Raw genomic sequence first — 1,364 nt, forward strand, 5'->3', positions numbered from 1 at the left:
TTAATGAGATGGTCACCCCCAACACCCTGTGAGGGCTACGCTTTCACGGGGTGTTTTGTTTTCGGAGGCCATCGTCACGAGCGAGTCAGCACTGATCGGTATCGATCTCGGCAAACATACTTTCCACCTGCACGGCCAGGATAAGTCGGGCCGCGAGGTGTTTCGCAAAAAATGCTCACGAGCGCAGATGATGCAGTTTTTCGGCAATGTGCCGAGCTGTGTCGTGGTGATGGAGGCCTGCGCAGGGTCGCATTTTGTCGCTCGCCAACTGATGGCGATGGGACACACGGCCAAGCTGATTTCCCCGCAGTTCGTTAAGCCCTTCGTCAAGGGCAACAAAAATGACTTCGTCGACGCTGAGGCGATCTGTGAAGCCGCTTCCCGCCCATCCATGCGCTTCGTTACGCCTAAAACCGAATCCCAACAAACCCTGTCTGTGCTACATCGGATGCGCGAATCATTGGTGCATGACCGCACCAAAACGGCTAATCAGATGCACGGTTTTCTGTTGGAGTTTGGAATCAGCCTGCCCAAGGGATTGGCCATCATGAAGCGTTTGGCGAGCGTTTTGGCCGAGCACGAATTACCCGTTCGTCTGACGGTCTTATTGCAGCGCCTGCACGATCACTTCGTCTATCTGGATGAGCAAATCAAAGCGCTGGATAAAGAACTGGCGGGCCAACTGGCCAACGATGATCTGGGCAGTCGTTTGCTGAGCATGCCGTGTGTCGGCCCGATCACCGCCAGCCTGCTGGCTGTGGAGATGGGCGATGGTAAACAGTACCGATGCGGTCGCGACTTTGCCGCCTCCGTTGGCTTAGTGCCCAGGCAGTACAGCACGGGCGGCAAGGCCAATCTGCTGGGGATCAGCAAGCGGGGTGACAAGCATCTGCGACAACTGTTGGTGCAGTGTTCCAGGGTCTATATGCAGAGGCTGGATCACCAGAAAGGCGCTCTGGCTGACTGGGTTAAAACCTTGCTCAGTCGACGACATTCAAATGTCGTGGCCTGTGCCCTGGCTAACAAACTGGCGCGTATCGCTTGGGCGATAGCCGCTCGCCATACGCAATATGAAGCAGGGCCAGACGCTTTGAACGCCTGACCCTGCAGTTGTTGCAGTACCACGATTCACCCTTCAGGTTTTGCGATAGCTGAACAACAGATGATGTGAACGGCACACCGGCCTGGCGAAGATCCTGACATAAAAATCGGCTTCAGAAGCCGACCGGTTTTTAAGGATCGTCAGGCGCGACTCTCATCGTGGCGCTGGGGCATACCCCAAACAGACGCCGGATAGATTTAAGCAAGCCAACCACACCACCCGTTGATCAGTATTGCAAAAATGGGGGTGACCATAGATTTTT

1 protein-coding gene is annotated in these 1,364 nt (G+C 55.1%); it reads left to right on the plus strand.

Features of this window, described 5'->3' with window-relative positions; all coding sequences use genetic code 11:
* The first annotated feature begins 70 nt into the window (after positions 1-70).
* Positions 71-1,102, plus strand: coding sequence for an IS110 family transposase (locus NR164_RS30220; RefSeq protein ID WP_256823670.1), 1,032 nt, complete (start codon positions 71-73; stop codon positions 1,100-1,102).
* The last annotated feature ends 262 nt before the right edge of the window (positions 1,103-1,364 follow it).

The organism is Pseudomonas sp. Pse79, assembly GCF_024519615.1.
Classification (GTDB): domain Bacteria; phylum Pseudomonadota; class Gammaproteobacteria; order Pseudomonadales; family Pseudomonadaceae; genus Aquipseudomonas; species Aquipseudomonas veronii.